Annotated in this window: 12 protein-coding genes; 8 read left to right on the plus strand and 4 right to left on the minus strand. The window is 60.5% G+C overall.

Features of this window, described 5'->3' with window-relative positions; all coding sequences use genetic code 11:
* Positions 1-285: 285 nt before the first annotated feature.
* On the minus strand, positions 286-1,095 hold the full coding sequence (gene tcdA / locus ACTJLA_RS06680; RefSeq protein WP_373456461.1) for a tRNA cyclic N6-threonylcarbamoyladenosine(37) synthase TcdA: 810 nt from the start codon (positions 1,093-1,095) through the stop codon (positions 286-288).
* 217 nt (positions 1,096-1,312) lie between these two features.
* On the opposite strand from tcdA, the gene ACTJLA_RS06685 reads away from it, so the two are divergent.
* From ACTJLA_RS06685 to ACTJLA_RS06700, 4 genes are all read left to right on the plus strand, one after another.
* Entirely contained in the window at positions 1,313-3,904 is a 2,592-nt protein-coding gene (locus ACTJLA_RS06685; RefSeq protein WP_034126823.1) for a glycosyltransferase, read from the plus strand.
* A 224-nt stretch (positions 3,905-4,128) separates the two neighbouring features.
* A complete protein-coding gene (gene dapE / locus ACTJLA_RS06690; protein WP_054897128.1) occupies positions 4,129-5,280 on the plus strand; it encodes a succinyl-diaminopimelate desuccinylase in 1,152 nt (383 codons plus the stop codon).
* The gene (locus ACTJLA_RS06695) at positions 5,280-6,089 is read left to right on the plus strand and encodes a putative RNA methyltransferase (protein ID WP_054897127.1); all 810 of its coding nucleotides are present in this window, start codon (positions 5,280-5,282) and stop codon (positions 6,087-6,089) included. Before dapE ends, ACTJLA_RS06695 begins: the two co-directional genes overlap by 1 nt.
* Positions 6,090-6,143: 54 nt before the next feature.
* Positions 6,144-6,521: a hypothetical protein gene (locus ACTJLA_RS06700; RefSeq protein ID WP_034126820.1), complete on the plus strand. Its 378-nt coding sequence runs from the start codon at positions 6,144-6,146 to the stop codon at positions 6,519-6,521.
* Between the two features lie 119 nt (positions 6,522-6,640).
* Here the strand turns inward: ACTJLA_RS06700 and ACTJLA_RS06705 are convergent, their stop codons facing one another.
* On the minus strand, positions 6,641-6,850 hold the full coding sequence (locus tag ACTJLA_RS06705; RefSeq protein WP_034126819.1) for a cold-shock protein: 210 nt from the start codon (positions 6,848-6,850) through the stop codon (positions 6,641-6,643).
* A gap of 180 nt (positions 6,851-7,030) precedes the next feature.
* On the opposite strand from ACTJLA_RS06705, the gene plsB reads away from it, so the two are divergent.
* Genes plsB through ACTJLA_RS06720 form a run of 3 tightly spaced genes read left to right on the plus strand, consistent with a single transcriptional unit; the run spans position 7,031 to position 10,720 of the window.
* Entirely contained in the window at positions 7,031-9,550 is a 2,520-nt protein-coding gene (plsB, locus tag ACTJLA_RS06710) for a glycerol-3-phosphate 1-O-acyltransferase PlsB (RefSeq protein WP_089041279.1), read from the plus strand.
* Positions 9,551-9,601: 51 nt separating this feature from the next.
* Complete coding sequence (locus ACTJLA_RS06715; RefSeq protein WP_440840861.1) at positions 9,602-10,003, plus strand: YbaY family lipoprotein; 402 nt, start codon at positions 9,602-9,604, stop codon at positions 10,001-10,003.
* Between the two features lie 27 nt (positions 10,004-10,030).
* The gene (locus ACTJLA_RS06720) at positions 10,031-10,720 is read left to right on the plus strand and encodes a DUF4197 domain-containing protein (RefSeq protein WP_440840863.1); all 690 of its coding nucleotides are present in this window, start codon (positions 10,031-10,033) and stop codon (positions 10,718-10,720) included.
* Between the two features lie 639 nt (positions 10,721-11,359).
* On the opposite strand, the gene ACTJLA_RS06725 is transcribed toward ACTJLA_RS06720, so the two are convergent.
* Together ACTJLA_RS06725 and ACTJLA_RS06730 are read right to left on the minus strand one after the other, a co-directional pair.
* Positions 11,360-14,425 carry an efflux RND transporter permease subunit gene (locus tag ACTJLA_RS06725; RefSeq protein WP_440840865.1) on the minus strand — a complete coding sequence of 1,022 codons (3,066 nt, stop codon included), beginning with the start codon at positions 14,423-14,425 and terminating at the stop codon, positions 11,360-11,362.
* A gap of 5 nt (positions 14,426-14,430) precedes the next feature.
* Positions 14,431-15,531 carry an efflux RND transporter periplasmic adaptor subunit gene (locus ACTJLA_RS06730; protein ID WP_054917837.1) on the minus strand — a complete coding sequence of 367 codons (1,101 nt, stop codon included), beginning with the start codon at positions 15,529-15,531 and terminating at the stop codon, positions 14,431-14,433.
* Positions 15,532-15,624: 93 nt separating this feature from the next.
* Here ACTJLA_RS06730 and ACTJLA_RS06735 point away from each other — a divergent pair, with 93 nt between their 5' ends.
* On the plus strand, positions 15,625-16,281 hold the full coding sequence (locus ACTJLA_RS06735) for a TetR/AcrR family transcriptional regulator (protein WP_034126815.1): 657 nt from the start codon (positions 15,625-15,627) through the stop codon (positions 16,279-16,281).
* Positions 16,282-16,430: the final 149 nt, after the last annotated feature.

Raw genomic sequence — 16,430 nt, forward strand, 5'->3', positions numbered from 1 at the left:
TACCGCAGGAATGGATATGTACACGGTCCAACTGTGTTGACTGTCAGGCCGTCTTCGCAGGCAAGCCAGCTCCCACATTGGATCGCGGGGCATCAGTTATATCTGTGTCGGCTGCCAGGCCGTCACGGGAGCAAGCTCCCTCGCCACAGATTTAGCGTCGTGCCGAAGTTGTGTAGATACCTATGCTGCGATAGCGGCGAATCAGTCAGTATTTTCAGTGGCTGACACACCGCTATCGCAGGCAAGCCAGCTCCCACAATTTGGATCTATGTTCGGCAATGAGATTTAGCTGGGTCTGATGCGCTCTGAAGGCCTGCGCACTCCCGCCACAATCTTGTCCACCGCCTTGGTCGCCGCCACCATGCCGAACGTGGCCGTGACCATCATCACTGCGCCAAACCCTCCGGCGCAGTCCAGCTTCACGCCATCACCGACAAAACTCTTCTGCAAACAGATGCTGCCATCGGGCTTGGGATAGCGCAGTTGCTCGGTGGAAAACACGCACGGCACGCTGTAATGACGGGTCACCGTGCGCGAAAAGCCATAATCGCGGCGCAAGGTAGAGCGTACTTTCGACGCCAGCGGATCATTGAAGGTGCGGTTCAGGTCGCACACCTGGATCAGCGTGGGGTCAATCTGCCCGCCGGCACCGCCAGTAGTGATGATCTGGATCTTGCGACGCTTGCACCAGGCAATCAGCGCCGCCTTGGCGTTGACCGCGTCGATGCAGTCGATCACGCAGTCGATAGTCGGGGTGATGTACTCGGCCATGGTGTCGCGGGTGACGAAGTCTGCCACCGCGTGCACGGTGCACTCAGGATTAATACCGCGCAAACGCTCGGCCATCACTTCGACCTTAGGCTTGCCCACGGTGCTGTCCAAGGCATGCAACTGGCGGTTGCTGTTGCTGACGCAGACATCGTCCAGGTCAAACAGCGAAATCTCGCCCACCCCGCAGCGGGCAATCGCTTCCGCCGCCCAGGACCCCACGCCGCCGACGCCGACAATCGCCACATGGGCCGCTTTCAAGCGCTCCAGGCCCTCAAGCCCGTACAAGCGGGCGACGCCTGCAAACCGCGGATCTTCTGTACTCATCATCATTACCCCAAAAACCGGCGCGCATTATAGGGCTACGGAGCGGCAAGTTTTAAGCTACAAGTTACAAGTGAAGAACTTAGATGGAGTTTCGCAGACTAACGTCCGGCTTTTCTCTGTCTGCTGTACGCTCAGGGAAGCGCCAGTGTAGGATGCGCGCCGTTCGGCGCAGGCCGACACCTCTTTCGTTCCGCACCCTTTGGAACCCGACATAACCATGGCATCGCGTAAATTTGGACTCAACCTGGTGGTGGTGCTGGCAATTGCCGCGCTGTTCACCGGTTTCTGGGCGCTGATCAACCGCCCGGTCACCGCTCCCAACTGGCCCGATCAGATCTCCGGTTTTTCCTACTCGCCGTTCCAGCAAGGCCAGTACCCGCAGAAAGGCCAGTACCCTACCGACGAACAGATGCGTCAGGACCTTGCGATCATGAGCAAGCTGACGGACAACATCCGTACCTACTCGGTGGACGGCCCCCTGGGGGATATACCCAAGCTGGCCGAAGAGTTTGGCCTGCGCGTGACCCTGGGGATCTGGATCAGCCCGGACCTTGAGCGTAACGAGCGGGAGATCCAGCGCGCTATCGAGATCGCCAACACCTCGCGCAGCGTCGTGCGCGTAGTGGTGGGCAACGAAGCGTTGTTCCGTGAAGAAATCACCCCCGAAGCCCTGATCGTGCTGCTCGACCGCGTGCGCGCCGCCGTGAAAGTCCCGGTGACCACCTCCGAGCAATGGCACATCTGGGAAAAGAACCCGCAACTGGCCAAGCACGTCGACCTGATCGCCGCGCACATCCTGCCGTTCTGGGAATACATCCCAATGGACAAGGCCGGCCAGTACGTTCTCGACCGCGCCAAGGACCTGAAGAAAGCCTTCCCGAAAAAGCCACTGCTGCTATCGGAAGTGGGCTGGCCGAGCAACGGCCGTATGCGCGGTGGCAATGAGTCGTCGCCGGCCGACCAGGCGATTTACCTGCGTACGCTGGTCAACAAGCTCAACCGCCAGGGTTACAACTACTTTGTGATCGAGGCCTTCGACCAGCCGTGGAAGGTCAGCGACGAAGGGTCGGCGGGTGCGTATTGGGGTGTATTCAATGCCGCGCGCCAGCAGAAATTCAATTTTGACGGCCCGGTGGTGGCGATTCCGCAATGGCGGGTACTGGCCATCGGTTCGGTGGTGCTTGCGCTGCTGTCCCTGACCCTGTTGATGATCGACGGCTCGGCCCTGCGCCAGCGGGGCCGTACCTTCCTGACCTTCATTGCGTTCCTGTGCGGGTCGGTGCTGGTCTGGATCGGCTACGACTACAGCCAGCAATACAGCACGTGGTTCAGCGTGACGGTCGGGGTGTTGCTGGCACTCGGCGCCCTGGGCGTGTTCATTGTGTTGCTGACCGAAGCCCACGAACTGGCGGAAGCGGTGTGGACCCACAAGCGTCGGCGTGAATTCCTGCCCGTGGAAGGCGACTCGGACTACCGCCCGAAAGTGTCGATCCACGTGCCGTGCTACAACGAGCCACCGGAAATGGTCAAGCAGACCCTCGACGCCCTTGCCGCCCTCGACTATCCGGACTACGAAGTCCTGATCATCGACAACAACACCAAGGACCCGGCGGTGTGGGAGCCGGTGCGCGACTACTGCGAAACCCTCGGCCCACGCTTCAAGTTCTTCCACGTCGCGCCCCTGGCCGGTTTCAAGGGCGGCGCGCTGAACTACCTGATCCCGCACACCGCCAAGGATGCCGAAGTGATCGCAGTGATCGACTCGGACTACTGCGTATCGCCGAACTGGCTCAAGCACATGGTGCCGCACTTCGCCGACCCGAAAATCGCGGTAGTGCAGTCGCCCCAGGATTACCGCGACCAGAACGAAAGCACCTTCAAGAAGCTCTGCTACGCCGAATACAAAGGCTTCTTCCATATCGGCATGGTCACCCGTAACGACCGTGACGCGATCATCCAGCACGGCACCATGACCATGACCCGCCGCTCGGTGCTCGAAGAGCTGGGCTGGGCCGACTGGTGCATCTGTGAAGACGCCGAACTGGGCCTGCGCGTGTTCGAAAAAGGCTTGTCGGCGGCGTACTACCACGACAGCTACGGCAAGGGCTTGATGCCGGATACCTTTATCGACTTCAAGAAACAGCGTTTCCGCTGGGCCTATGGAGCGATCCAGATCATCAAGCGCCACACCGCCAGCCTGTTGCGCGGTAAAGACACCGAACTGACCCGTGGCCAGCGCTACCACTTCCTTGCGGGCTGGTTGCCGTGGGTGGCCGATGGCATGAACATCTTCTTTACCGTCGGCGCCCTGTTGTGGTCTGCGGCGATGATCATCGTGCCGACTCGGGTCGACCCGCCATTGCTGATTTTCGCGATCCCGCCGTTGGCGTTGTTTGTGTTCAAAGTCGGCAAGATCATCTTCCTCTATCGTCGTGCGGTAGGTGTGAACTTGAAAGATGCGTTCTGCGCGGCACTGGCCGGGTTGGCGCTGTCTCATACCATCGCCAAAGCGGTGTTGTACGGCTTCTTCACCAGCAGCATTCCGTTCTTTCGTACACCGAAAAACGCGGATAACCACGGCTTCTGGGTGGCGATTTCCGAAGCCCGCGAAGAAATGTTCATCATGCTGCTGCTATGGGGCGCGGCGCTGGGGATCTACCTGGTGCAAGGCCTGCCGAGCAATGACATTCGCTTCTGGGTGGTGATGTTGCTGGTGCAGTCGCTGCCGTATGTGGCGGCGCTGATCATGGCGTTCTTGTCGTCGCTGCCCAAACCTTCGACGGCGCCTGAGGCTGCGCCGGCGGCGTAAAAAGTCACGCGATGCACTAAACGGCGGCCCTTGGCCGCCGTTTTGCTATAAGATAACGGCCCTTTTGCGTGCCTTACACCCATCACTGTAGGAGCGAGCTTGCTCGCGAAAATCGTTAACGATAACGCGGGCATCCTGAATGCACGCGGTGCCCTTGAGTTTTTCGCGAGCGAGCTCGCTCCTACAGTTAGAACGTCGCCGCCTCGATTTCCGGAGTTCCCCCCATGACGGCCCATGCCGACCTTTCGCCGACCCTTCAACTTGCCATCGACCTGATCCGTCGCCCGTCGGTCACGCCGATCGATGCCGATTGCCAGAAGCTGATGATGCAGCGCCTGGGCGACGCCGGTTTTGCGCTTGAACCGATGCGCATCGAAGATGTGGACAACTTCTGGGCCACCCACGGCAAGCACGAAGGCCCGGTGCTGTGTTTTGCCGGTCACACCGACGTGGTGCCGACCGGCCCGGTACAGGCCTGGCAGAACGACCCGTTCGATGCGTTGATCGATGACAACGGCATGCTCTGCGGCCGTGGGGCGGCGGACATGAAAGGCAGCCTGGCGGCGATGCTGGTGGCGGCGGAACGTTTCGTCAGCGACTACCCGGACCACAAGGGTTCGGTCGCCTTCCTGATCACCAGCGACGAAGAAGGCCCGGCGCACCACGGCACCAAGGCCGTGATCGAACGCCTGGCCGCACGCAAGGAGCGCCTGGACTGGTGCATCGTCGGCGAACCGTCGAGCACCAGCCTGGTGGGCGACGTGGTCAAGAACGGCCGCCGAGGCTCCCTTGGCGCCACCTTGACCGTGCGCGGTGTACAGGGCCATGTGGCTTACCCGCACCTGGCAAAGAACCCGATCCACCTGGCCGCACCGGCGCTGGCCGAACTCGCTGCCGAGCATTGGGATGACGGCAACGCATTCTTCCCGCCAACCAGCTTCCAGATTTCCAACCTCAACTCCGGTACTGGCGCCACCAACGTGATCCCGGGTGACCTGACGGCGGTGTTCAACTTCCGTTTTTCCACCGAATCCACCGTCGAGGGCCTGCAACAACGCGTCGCGGCCATTCTCGACAAACATGGCCTGGACTGGCACGTGGAGTGGGCGCTGTCGGGCCTGCCGTTCCTCACCGAGCCAGGCGCTCTGTTGGATGCAGTGTCGGCCAGCATCCTGGCGATCACCGGGCGCGAGACCCAGGCGTCCACCAGCGGCGGTACCTCCGATGGGCGCTTTATTGCGACGTTGGGCACCCAGGTAGTCGAACTGGGCCCGGTGAACGCGACGATCCACCAGGTCAACGAACGCATCCTGGCCAGCGACCTCGACGTGCTGACCGAAATCTATTACCAGACCCTGATCAAGTTGCTCGCCTGATGCTTGCCTGCCCCATTTGCAGTGCACCGCTCAATACCGTGGACAATGGCGTGGCGTGCCCGGCCGGGCACCGCTTCGACCGCGCGCGCCAGGGTTATTTGAACCTGTTGCCGGTGCAGCACAAGAACAGCCGCGACCCAGGCGACAACCTGGCCATGGTCGAGGCGCGCCGCGACTTCCTCAACGCTGGCCACTATGCGCCAGTGGCCAAGCGCCTGGCCGAACTGGCCGCCGAGCGTGCACCGCAGCGCTGGGTCGACATTGGGTGTGGCGAGGGTTACTACACCGCGCAAATTGCCCAGGCCCTACCCCACGCCGATGGCTATGCCCTGGATATCTCCAAGGAAGCGGTCAAGCGCGCGTGCAAACGCAACCCGGCGCTGACCTGGTTGATCGCCAGCATGGCCCGCGTGCCATTGGCCGATGCCAGCTGCCAGTTCCTCGCCAGCGTGTTCAGCCCGTTGGACTGGCAAGAGGCCAAGCGCCTGCTCAGTCCCGGCGGTGGTTTGATGAAGGTCGGCCCGACCAGCGGCCACTTGATGGAACTGCGCGAGCGTCTTTACGACGAGGTACGCGAGTACACCGACGACAAACACCTGGCCCTGGTGCCGGACGGTATGAGCCTTGCTCACAGTGAAACCCTGGAATTCACCCTGAGCCTGGCCGAACCCCAGGACCGCGCCAACCTGCTGGCGATGACGCCCCACGGCTGGCGGGCCAGTGCCGAGCGCCGCCACGAGGTGATCGAGGCGGCCGAGCCGCTGCAGGTCACGGTGTCGATGCGTTACGATTATTTCGTGCTTCAATGACTGACGTTCACCCATCCGCGAATGGATTTTCGAATCCCGCAACGAGGAACATCCATGCGCCAACCCGATATTGAGATTTACCTGAAGGACGCCGACGTCGATCACAAGGCCATCGCTGCCTGGCTGGGCGCCGCACTCGGCCCGTGTACCGACTGGGTCCAGAAAGGCCAGACCTACAAGTGCAAGGCCGGCAGCGTGCCGGTGACCTGGCTGCCCAAGGCGGTGGGCAAATGGAACAGCCTGTACCTGGAAAGCGACCAGACCCCGTGGGACGACGACATCGCCTGCGCCCGCGCCGCGTTTGCCGCGCTGAACGTCGAAGTGCGTTGCGCACCGGGCACCTGGGTTGAGGAAGAAGGTGAGGAAAGTGCCGACACCTGGATTCGCATCAGCGAAGACGGTGAAGAGCAGATCACTTGGAAGACCGCCTGAAGATCGTTCCCACGCTCTGCGTGGGAAAGTAGCCTGGGACGCTCTGCGTCCCAAAGCGTGACGCGGAGCGTCACAAGAGGCGTTCCCACGCAGAGCGTGGGAACGATCAAACAAAGTTGTTACAGGCCCACCACATCCTCCGCCTGCAAGCCCTTCTCGCCCGTCACCACGGCGTACTCCACCTGCTGGCCCTCGGCCAACGAACGGTGGCCTTCACCGCGAATGGCGCGGTAGTGCACAAACACATCCTTGCCATCCTCACGCTGGATAAAGCCGTAGCCCTTTGCATCGTTGAACCACTTCACATTGCCGGTTTCGCGCGTTGACATCTGTTCACTCCCACTGGTTTTTTATTGTTGAGTCGCTCGCATTGAACTGCCGAGTATAAGACAGGCTCAAAAACCATCAACTCAACTTTACATCGCTGCTTTTTTGCCGATTTTCGGCGAATACGGCACACTACCCGCCCGAGCGCCTGCTCGGTTTTTTCCACTTGAAGCAGCTCGCCTATGACCCGCTCCCCGTTCCGCCGTCTGGTGTTTGGCACCTTGCGCCGACTGTTGTACCTCTGGGTTCGCTCGGAGACGATCAACCAGTCGTCCCTAACCCTCAACCTGGACCGCAGCCGGCCGGTTTTCTACGTCCTGCAATCACCCTCCCTCACCGAGTTGGCGGTGGTCGATGCCGAGTGCACCAAGGCTGGCCTGCCACGTCCGGTGCTGCCGGTGTCGGTGGGGCCGTTGATGGAGCCTGCGGCGTTCTTCTACCTCACGCCAGACCCGGATTGGCTCGGCCGCCAGGACAAGCGCGGTGCACCGCCGACCCTGACGCGCCTGGTCAACACCCTCACCGAACACGCCGAAGAGAATGCACAAATCATTCCGGTCAGTGTGTTCTGGGGCCAATCCCCCGAAAGCGAGTCCAGCCCGTGGAAGCTGTTGTTCGCCGACAGCTGGGCGGTCACCGGGCGTCTACGCCGGTTGTTGAGCATCCTGATCCTGGGGCGCAAGACCCGCGTGCAATTCTCCGCGCCTATCAACCTGCGTGAATTGATCGAGCACAATAAAGGCCACGAACGCACCGTACGCATGGCCCAGCGCATCTTGCGTGTGCACTTTCGTAACCTGAAGACGGCAGTGATCGGCCCCGACCTGTCCCACCGCCGTAATCTGGTCAAGGGCCTGGTCAATATGCCGCTGGTACGCCAAGCCATTGCGGATGAAGCCGAACGCGAAAAGATCGCCCCGGAAAAAGCCAAGGCCCTGGCCCTGCGCTATGGCAACGAGATTGCCTCGGATTACACCTACACCGCGATCCGCTTCCTGGAAGTGGTATTGAGCTGGTTCTGGAACAAGATCTACGACGGTATCAAGGTCAATAACATCGAGGGCGTGCAGAAGGTGGCCCAAGGCTACGAGGTGATCTACGTGCCTTGCCACCGCAGCCACATCGACTATCTGCTGCTGTCCTACCTGCTGTTCAAGAACGGCCTGACCCCACCGCACATCGCCGCCGGCATCAACCTCAACATGCCGGTGATCGGCAGCCTGCTGCGCCGTGGCGGTGCGTTTTTCATGCGCCGCACCTTCAAGGGCAACCCTTTGTACACTTCGGTGTTCAACGAATACCTGCACACCCTGTTTACCAAGGGTTTCCCGGTGGAATACTTCGTCGAAGGCGGCCGCTCGCGCACCGGGCGCATGCTGCAACCGAAAACCGGCATGCTGGCGATCACCTTGCGCAGCTTCCTGCGTTCCTCGCGCATGCCCATCGTGTTCGTGCCGGTGTATATCGGCTATGAGCGGGTGCTCGAAGGCCGCACTTACCTGGGCGAACTGCGTGGCGCGAGCAAGAAGAAAGAGTCGATCTTCGATATTTTCAAAGTGGTCGGCGCGCTCAAGCAGCGCTTCGGCCAAGTGGCGGTCAACTTCGGTGAGCCGATCAAGCTGGCGGAGTTCCTCGACGCCGAGCAACCGGACTGGCGCGCCCAGGAACTGGGGCCGAACTACAAACCGGCCTGGCTCAACGAAACCACCAATCGCCTCGGCGAACAGGTGGCGCGTCATTTGAACGAAGCCGCTGCGGTGAACCCGGTGAACCTGGTGGCGCTGGCCCTGCTGTCCACCACCCGCCTGGCCCTGGATGAACAGGCCATGGCCCGCCAGCTGGACCTGTACCTGGCGCTGTTGCGTCGTGTGCCCTACTCGCCCCATACCACTTTGCCGGAGGGCGATGGCCTGGCGCTGATCAAGCACGTCAAGGACATGAACCTGTTGTCCGAACAGAGCGACGCCCTGGGCAAAATCGTTTATCTGGATGAGCAGAATGCCGTCCTGATGACCTACTACCGCAACAATGTGCTGCACATCTTCGCCCTGCCAGCGTTGCTGGCGAGCTTCTTCCAGAGCAGTTCGCGCATGACCCGCGAACAGATCCTGCGCTACACCCACGCGCTCTACCCGTACCTGCAATCGGAGCTGTTTATCCGTTGGTCGCTGGAGGATCTGGACAGCGTGGTGGACCAGTGGCTGGACGCGTTTGTCGAACAAGGCCTGCTGCGTTTCGAAAACGCCGTATACCTGCGCCCGGCGCCGAGTTCGCGGCACTTTGTGCTGCTGACGCTGCTGTCCAAGAGCATCGCCCAGACCCTGCAACGTTTCTACATGGCGATCTCGTTACTGCTCAACAGCGGCCAGAACAGCATCAGCGCCGAAGAACTGGAAGACCTGTGCACGATCATGGCCCAGCGCCTGTCGATCCTGCACGGCCTCAACGCTCCGGAATTCTTCGACAAGAGTCTTTTCCGACATTTTATCCAGACGTTGCTGGAGCAAGATGTGCTGCGCCGCGATGAAGCCGGCAAGCTGGGCTATCACGACCTGCTCGGCGAACTGGCCGAAGGCGCCGCCAAACGCGTACTGCCGGCGGATATTCGCCTGTCGATCCGCCAGGTTGCCTTGCACCGCGTGGACGGCGCAGCCGAGGCTGCGGCCGAACCGGTTGCCGTCAACCCTGAAGCACAGCGCTAGACTGAATGAGGCGCCGGGCGGATTCCGGCGCCGTTGAAAAGGAGCCGCACCTTGAAAAAACTCATCCTCCTGGGCCTGACCGCCCTGCTCGGAGCCTGCCACTCGATGACCCCAACCCCGAAGGCCAGCCTCGACGGCGAAGTGTTCTACCTTCAACGCATCGCCCTGCCGCCAGCCGCCACCTTGAGTGTCAGCCTGCAGGACGTGTCCCTGATGGACGCCCCGGCCGTGACCCTCGCCGAACAGAAAGGCCCGGTCAAAGGCCAGGTGCCGCTGCCGTTTCACCTGAGCTATGACCCGGCCCAGGTTAAGCCAGGCCACACATACTCGGTCAGCGCTCGCATCGAGCTGGACGGCAAGCTACTGTTTATCACCACAGAGCGGCACACCGTGCAGCTCAACGGCCAGGACCCACACCCGCTACGCCTGCGCGTGGATGCGGCTGCACACTGATCATTCCCACTTCATAAGGAAGCGCCCATGCTCCGCAAATCTCTTCGCCTCACCGCCCTGTGTGCTGGCTTGCTATTCGGCGCCAACGCCATGGCCCTGGATCTCGGCAGCCTGTCCCAGGGTGACGCCAGCGGCGGCCTCAAGGATGCCTTGACCCAAGGTGCACAGATTGCTGTGAAACAACTCGGGAAGCCCGGTGGTTTCAGCAACAACCCGGACGTGAAGATCGGCCTGCCGGGCAAACTCGGCAAAGTCGCCGACAAGTTGAAAATGTTCGGCATGGGTGACCAGGTCACGCAGCTGGAAACCAGTATGAACAAAGCAGCAGAAACCGCCGTGACCCAGGCCCAGCCGATCCTGGTCAACGCTGTGAAGAACATGAGTGTGACCGACGCCAAGGGCATTCTCAGCGGTGGCCAGGACTCCGCCACCCAGTACCTGAACAAAAGCAGCCGTGAAGAGATTCGCGCCAAGTTCCTGCCTATCGTCAAGGCCGCCACCGACAAAGTCGGCGTGGCCCAGCAGTACAACGCCCTGGCCGGCAAGGCCGCGGCCTTTGGCCCGGTGGATGCCAAGAGCGCCAACGTTGAGAACTACGTGACCGAGCAGGCCCTGGATGGTTTGTTCAAGATGATTGCGCAGCAGGAAGAAACGATTCGCAAGAATCCAGCGGCTGCGGCTACCAGCTTGGCCAAGAAGGTATTTGGCGCGCTGTAAAACCTGCCGATCTGCCCTGCCCCCCACAAGCGCCTCGTATTCTCGAGGCGTTTGCGCAAAAAAGAGCCTCAAAGTCAGTAATTTATGGCCGCCTTCATGACAATCGTCAGCTCAACGGTTTTTATGTAGCAACACTTCGCAGGGGGCTCGGGATTGCACTCTTCAGGAGGTTTGGGCATGCAATACTCAGGGGGTTTGGGTTTGCATTCCTCAGGAGGCTTGGGTCTGCATTCCTCAGGAGGCTTGGGTCTGCATTCCTCAGGAGGCTTGGGTCTGAAACTCTCAAGGGGCTTGGGTTTGCAATACCCAGGGCGCTTGGGCTTACAACGTTCAGGAGGGCTGGGTTTACACTGTTCAGGAGGTTTTGGCCTGCTGGGCGGACGCAGAAAAGCCTTCAAACTAGCTATACACATGGCGAACTCCTTAAATTCATTCCAATCACTACTGTTTGTGCCGACGAGCAAGAGCAGTAGGTACCTGCCAACCAGGTAACATTGAGTGGCAATCAATAAGGAAAGGTTCCTAGCCCCGTGTAGTGAGCTTCCTATCTCTCACATAGGAAAATTGCTCATTCTGCCGCATGCCAACGGTGAGGGGGCGCGTACGCTCTACGCCCCGACAACCGAGATGACAGCCTGATTATCCAGCGTCCTTTTTGACGCGAAACCACGCGGCATAAAGCGCCGGAAGAAAGAGCAAGGTCAATGCCGTAGCCACGATCAACCCTCCCATGATCGCAACGGCCATCGGCCCGAAGAACACACTGCGCGACAGCGGAATCATCGCCAGCACCGCCGCCAGTGCCGTCAGAACAATCGGGCGAAAGCGTCGAACCGTAGCTTCGATAATTGCCTGCCAAGGTGTCAGGCCGGCCTTGATGTCTTGCTCGATCTGGTCCACCAAAATCACCGAGTTCCGCATGATCATTCCCGACAACGCGATGGTGCCAAGCATGGCGACGAAGCCGAAGGGTTGGTGGAATACCAGCAGGAACAGGGTCACGCCGATCAGCCCCAACGGTGCGGTGAGAAAGACCATCGCCGTACGCGAAAAGCTGCGCAGTTGCAGCATCAGCAAGGTCAGCACCACCACGATAAACAGCGGTACGCCGGCCTTCACCGAGTTTTGCCCACGCGCTGAATCTTCAACCGTGCCGCCCACTTCCAGCAGGTAGCCGTCCGGCAGTTCGGCACGTACATCCGCGAGCGTCGGCAAGATCTGCTGCACGAGGGTCGCCGGCTGTTCCTTGCCATAGATATCGGCCCGCACAGTCACCGTGGGCAAGCGGTTGCGATGCCAGATGATGCCCTCTTCGAAGCCATATTCGAGGGTGGCAATTTGCGACAGCGCCACGCTTTTACCATTGTCGGTGGGCACGGCAAGGCTCGGCAGGCGCGACAGTTCGCTACGCTCATGCACCGTGCCGCGCAGGAGGATCTCGATCAATTCGTTGTCCTCACGGTACTGGCTGACGCTGGAGCCGGTCAGGGAACTCTGCAGGAATTTCGCCAGGTTGGCAGTGCTCACGCCGAGGGCGCGGGCACGGTCCTGGTCGATATTCAGGTACACGATTTTGCTTGGCTCTTCCCAGTCCAAGTGCACATTGACCACATGGGTATTTTCGCGAACCTTCGCCGCCACTTTGCGCGCCAGCGCGCGCACCTCTTCGATGTGCTCGCCGGTCACGCGAAACTGCACCGGGTAGCCTACGGGTGGGCCGTTCTCCAGCCGTGTGACACGCGAACGCAGGTCGGGAAATTGCTCGTTGAGGGTTTCGATCAGCCAGGTGCGCAGGCTTTCTCGCTCCTCGATGGTGTTAGCCAACACCACAAACTGGGCGAAGCTGGCAGCGGGCAATTGCTGGTCCAGTGGCAGGTAAAACCGCGGCGAACCGGTGCCCGCGTAGGCGACATAGTTGTTGATGCCGGCATGCTCCTTGAGCAACGCCTCCAGGCGTTTGACCTGTTCGGCGGTGTTGCTGAGCGAAGCGCCCTCGGCCAGTTTCAGGTCGACCATCAACTCCAGGCGACCGGAAGCCGGGAAGAACTGTTGCGGCACGAAGCGGAACAGTGCAACCGAGCCGATAAACAGCAGCAAGGTCAGCACGATCACGGTTTTACGCCGTTGCACGCACCACTCCACCAGACGTCTTACACGCTGATAGAAGGGTGTGCCGTAAGGGTCCGGGCCGTCGGTACCGTGTTTGGCGGCGTGAATCTTCGCCAGGTCGGGCAGGAGTTTTTCCCCCAGGTACGGCACAAACACCACGGCTGCCACCCAGGAGGCCAGCAGTGCGATGGTCACCACCTGGAAGATCGAGCGGGTGTATTCCCCGGTGCTCGATTGCGCGGTGGCAATTGGCAAGAAGCCCGCCGCCGTGATCAGGGTGCCGGTGAGCATAGGGAACGCGGTGCTGGTCCAGGCGAAACTCGCAGCCTTGAGCCGGTCGTAGCCCTGCTCCATTTTGATCGCCATCATTTCCACGGCGATGATCGCGTCATCTACCAACAAGCCCAGGGCCAGGACCAAGGCGCCAAGGGAAATCTTGTGCAGGCCGATGCCCAGGTAATACATGCTGGCAAAGGTCATCGCCAGTACCAGCGGAATCGTCAGGGCAACGACCATGCCGGTGCGCACGCCGAGGGAGAAAAAGCTCACCAGCAAAACAATCGCCAACGCTTCAGCCAATACCTGGACAAACTCGCCGACGCTGGTCTTTACCGCTGCTGGTTGGTCCGACACTTTGCGCAGCTCCATCCCTGCCGGAAGGTTCTTTTGCAGGCGTGCGAATTGCGTTTCAAGGGCCTTGCCCAATACGAGGATGTCGCCACCGTCGCGCATGGCCACGGCCAGGCCGATGGCATCTGCGCCCATGTAGCGCATGCGCGGTGCCGGTGGGTCGTTGAAACCTCGATGGATGTCAGCCACGTCACCGATGCGGAAAGTGCGATCCCCCACGCGTATCGGAAAGTTGCGGATCTCTTCCACCGTCTTGAAGTTGCCAGAAACGCGCAATTGCACGCGCTCGGTAGGGGTTTCAAAGAAGCCGGCGGTGGACACCGCATTTTGTTCCTGCAACGCCTGCTGTACCGCAGCCAAAGGCAAGCCGAGGGTAGCGAGCTTGAGGTTGGACAGCTCGATCCAGATCTTCTCGTCCTGCAAGCCGAGCAACTCGACCTTGCCCACATCCGGGACACGTTGCAGCTGGATCTGGATGCGATCGGCGTAGTCCTTGAGCACGGCATAGTCGAATCCGTCGCCGGTCAGGGCGTAGATATTGCCGAACGTGGTGCCGAACTCATCGTTGAAAAACGGCCCTTGGATATCCGGCGGCAAGGTGTGGCGGATGTCGCTGATTTTCTTGCGCACCTGATACCACAGCTCGGGAATCTGCGCCGAACGCATCGAATCACGGGCAATAAAGGTGACCTGGGATTCACCGGGGCGGGAGAACGACACGATGCGTTCGTACTCACCGGTCTCCATGAGTTTTTTCTCGATTCGCTCGGTGACCTGGCGCGATACCTCCTGGGCCGTGGCCCCGGGCCAGTTGGTCTTGATCACCATGGCCTTGAAGGTAAAGGGCGGGTCTTCGCTTTGCCCCAGCTTGGTGTAGGACAAGGTGCCAACCACGGCCAGCAGGATCATCAGGAACAGTACGATCTGGCGATTACGCAACGCCCACTCGGAAAGATTGAAACCCATGGGGACTACTCCTTGGCCGCCAGATTAACCACACGGTTGGAGCGATCCACCGGGCGCACTAATTGGCCCTCATGGAGTACATGCACGCCTGCGGCAACCACCCAATCGGTGGCGGCCAATCCTTCCAGTATCGGTACCGTGTTCTCGCCAAAGGCACCAATGCGCACGGGAGTGCGTTCAAGGGTGTTGTCCGGTTGTACGCGCCAGACGTAGGACGCGCCGTTTTCGGCACTCAGGGCAGACAAGGGTACCGACAGCGCAATGACACCGTCGGCCTGGATGAAAACCCGCGCACTTTGGCCCAGTTCGGCGGGCACTTTGCCGCCGGTGAAGGCCACACGCGCCGCGAAAGTGCGGGATTTGGGGTCAGCCGCGGGAGACAGCTCACGAATGCGCCCGGCAAAACGTTGCTCTGGCTGGCTCCATAACTCCACCGACACTGGCTGGCCGACCTTGAAGCGGCCAAAGCCCTGTTCAGGCAGGCTGATCAACACTTCACGCTCGCCATCGGTGGCCAGGGTGAACACGGTCTGGCCAGCGGAAACCACTTGCCCCACTTCGACCGCACGCTTGGCGACCACCCCGTCCTGAGGCGCACGCAGCACGGCGTAGCCGGCCTGGTTGCTCGACACATCGAACTCGGCCTTGATCTGCTTGAGGCGTGCTTCACCGGCTCGGTAGAGGTTTTCGGAATTGTCGTACTGCGACCGACTGACCATCTGCCGGTCCATCAAGGTCTTGTAGCGATCTCGTTCCGCACGCACCAGGCTGAGATTGGCCTCTGCAGCGGCTACTTGAGCGCGGGTCGCTTCCAGTTGCAGGCGCACGTCCTGGGGGTCGAGTTCGGCCAGCGGCTGGTTGGCCTTGACCCGCTCGCCCTCCTCCACCAGGCGCTTGCTGACTTTACCGCCGATGCGAAAGGCCAGGTCCGGCTCATAACGGGCACGCACCTCACCGGGGTAGCTGTCCATCGCCTGTGCCGAAGGCTGCGGTTGCACCACCATGGCCGGACGTACGGTGGTCTGGGCCGCTTCTTCATGGCCGCACGCGGCCAACAGGAAGACCAGGCTGACAGGCAAAGCAAGGGGCAGGAAAGCGCTGCGCATGCTGAAGGACCTTTCGCAAATAGAGCTTGGAATAATTATACTGGCCGGTATGTTATTAATACCAAACTCACCAGTCCAGTATTAAAGGTGAAAATGTCCGACAATCCTCTGAACACCGCAAGCCCCGGGCGTCCCAAGGACATGGCAAAACGCCAGGCAATCCTCGAATCGGCGAAATCGCTGTTCCTGGACAAGGGTTATGCGAACACCAGCATGGACGCCGTTGCCCTGGCCGCCGGCGTATCGAAGCTCACGGTTTACAGCCACTTCACCGACAAGGAGACGCTGTTCACCGCTGCGGTGGTGGCCAAATGTGAAGAGCAGTTGCCGGTGATGTACTTCGAGCTTCCCGAAGGCATGCCCGTCGAGACGGTGTTGCTCAACATCGCACGCGGCTTTCATCGGCTGATCAACAGCGAGGAGTCGGTAAACCTGCATCGCCTGATGATGACCACCGGCAATCAGGACGTGAAACTCTCCCAGATCTTCTTCAACGCCGGCCCCATGCGCATGCTGCAAGGCATGGAGCGCCTGCTCGGCAAGATTCACCAGGGCGGCGCCCTGAGCATCGACACACCGTTCAAAGCCGCGGAGCACTTCTTTTGCCTGCTCAAGGGCACGGCGAACTTCCGCTTGTTGTATGGCTGCGGCGGACAATTGAGCGCGCAAGAGGCCGAAGAGCATGTGCAGGACGTGGTGAAGTTGTTTATGCGGGCCTATCGCAGCACGGGGCTCGACAGCACTGCATAGGCGGTAGCAACCGACGGTAACCACGATGCGAAGCGAGTCGCTCTTGATCTGCTCTTGATCTGCTTTTGATTTTGATCTTAAGCGCCCCGTCAAACCACGCTGGCCGGAATTCGACAGGGATTTGGGGGGTAAACCGGCAGGGATGCCGG

It is taken from the genome of Pseudomonas sp. 22072 (assembly GCF_052046095.1).
Classification (GTDB): Bacteria; Pseudomonadota; Gammaproteobacteria; order Pseudomonadales; family Pseudomonadaceae; genus Aquipseudomonas; species Aquipseudomonas paracarnis.